Consider the following 1045-nt stretch of genomic DNA (forward strand, 5'->3'; position numbering starts at 1 on the left):
GCACAGGATGCAGCGGGCGTAGTTGATCTGGTAGACGCGGCCGTACCGCTCGCCGGGCGAGTAGCGCTCCTCGTCGGTGTTGTCCGCGCCCTCGACGTAGATGGCGTCGGCCGGACAGGCCCAGGCGCACAGCTCGCAGCCGACGCACTTCTCCAGCCCGTCCGGATGCCGGTTCAGCTGGTGGCGGCCGTGGAAGCGGGGCGCCGTCGTCTTGGGCTGCTCCGGATACTGCTCGGTCAGCCGCTTCTTGAACATGGCCTTGAAGGTCACGCCGAAGCCCGCGACGGGGTTCTGGAACCCCTGGTCTGATTGGCTCCCTCAGTCATCGGACGCCTCCTTTCCTTCCGTGTCACCACGGTCACTCACAGTGTCCGGCGCGCCACTGACAACGAGCTCCCGCTCGCCGCGCGCGGGCCGCCTGGGCACCGGTGGCAGGGCCTGACCGGGCAGCGGCGGCACCGGGTAGCCCCCGGCCATCGGGTCGAACGCGGGCTCCTGTGCGCCCTCCTGGGCCTCGCGCTCCTTGTCGCGGCGGTCGCGGTAGAAGTCGATGACGAAGGAGAGCAGCAGCAGGAAGATCAGCCCGCCGAAGACGTACAGGGCGATGTCGGCGAACGGCATGTTCTCGTTCCGCAGCGTCCGCACGGTGGCGACCAGCATCAGCCACACCACGGAGACCGGGATGAGCACCTTCCAGCCGAGCTTCATCAACTGGTCGTAGCGGACCCGGGGCAGGGTGCCGCGCAGCCAGATGAAGAGGAAGAGCAGCAGTTGCAGCTTGAGGGTGAACCAGAGCATGGGCCACCACCCCTGGTTGGCCCCTTCCCAGAAGGCGGTGACGGGGAAGGGCGCCCGCCAGCCGCCGAGGAAGAGCGTCACCGCCACCGCCGAGACGGTCACCATGTTGATGTACTCGGCGAGCATGAACATCGCGAACTTGATCGACGAGTACTCGGTGTTGAAGCCGCCGACCAGGTCGCCCTCGGACTCCGGCATGTCGAAGGGGGCCCGGTTGACCTCGCCGACCATCGTCACGATGTAGATG

2 protein-coding genes are annotated in these 1045 nt (G+C 67.5%); both read right to left on the minus strand.

Annotated features, from left to right (window positions below):
* Window positions 1-270 (minus strand): NADH-quinone oxidoreductase subunit NuoI (nuoI, locus tag ACFV9O_RS40800; RefSeq protein ID WP_385428231.1); only part of this gene is annotated, 270 nt, incomplete at its 3' end.
* 48 nt (window positions 271-318) lie between these two features.
* Window positions 319-1045, minus strand: a 727-nt coding sequence (locus ACFV9O_RS40805) for an NADH-quinone oxidoreductase subunit H (RefSeq protein ID WP_385428233.1), incomplete at its 5' end; no start/stop codon positions are given.

This window comes from Streptomyces sp. NPDC059909 (assembly GCF_042730885.1).
In the GTDB taxonomy this organism is placed as follows: Bacteria; Actinomycetota; Actinomycetes; order Streptomycetales; family Streptomycetaceae; genus Streptomyces.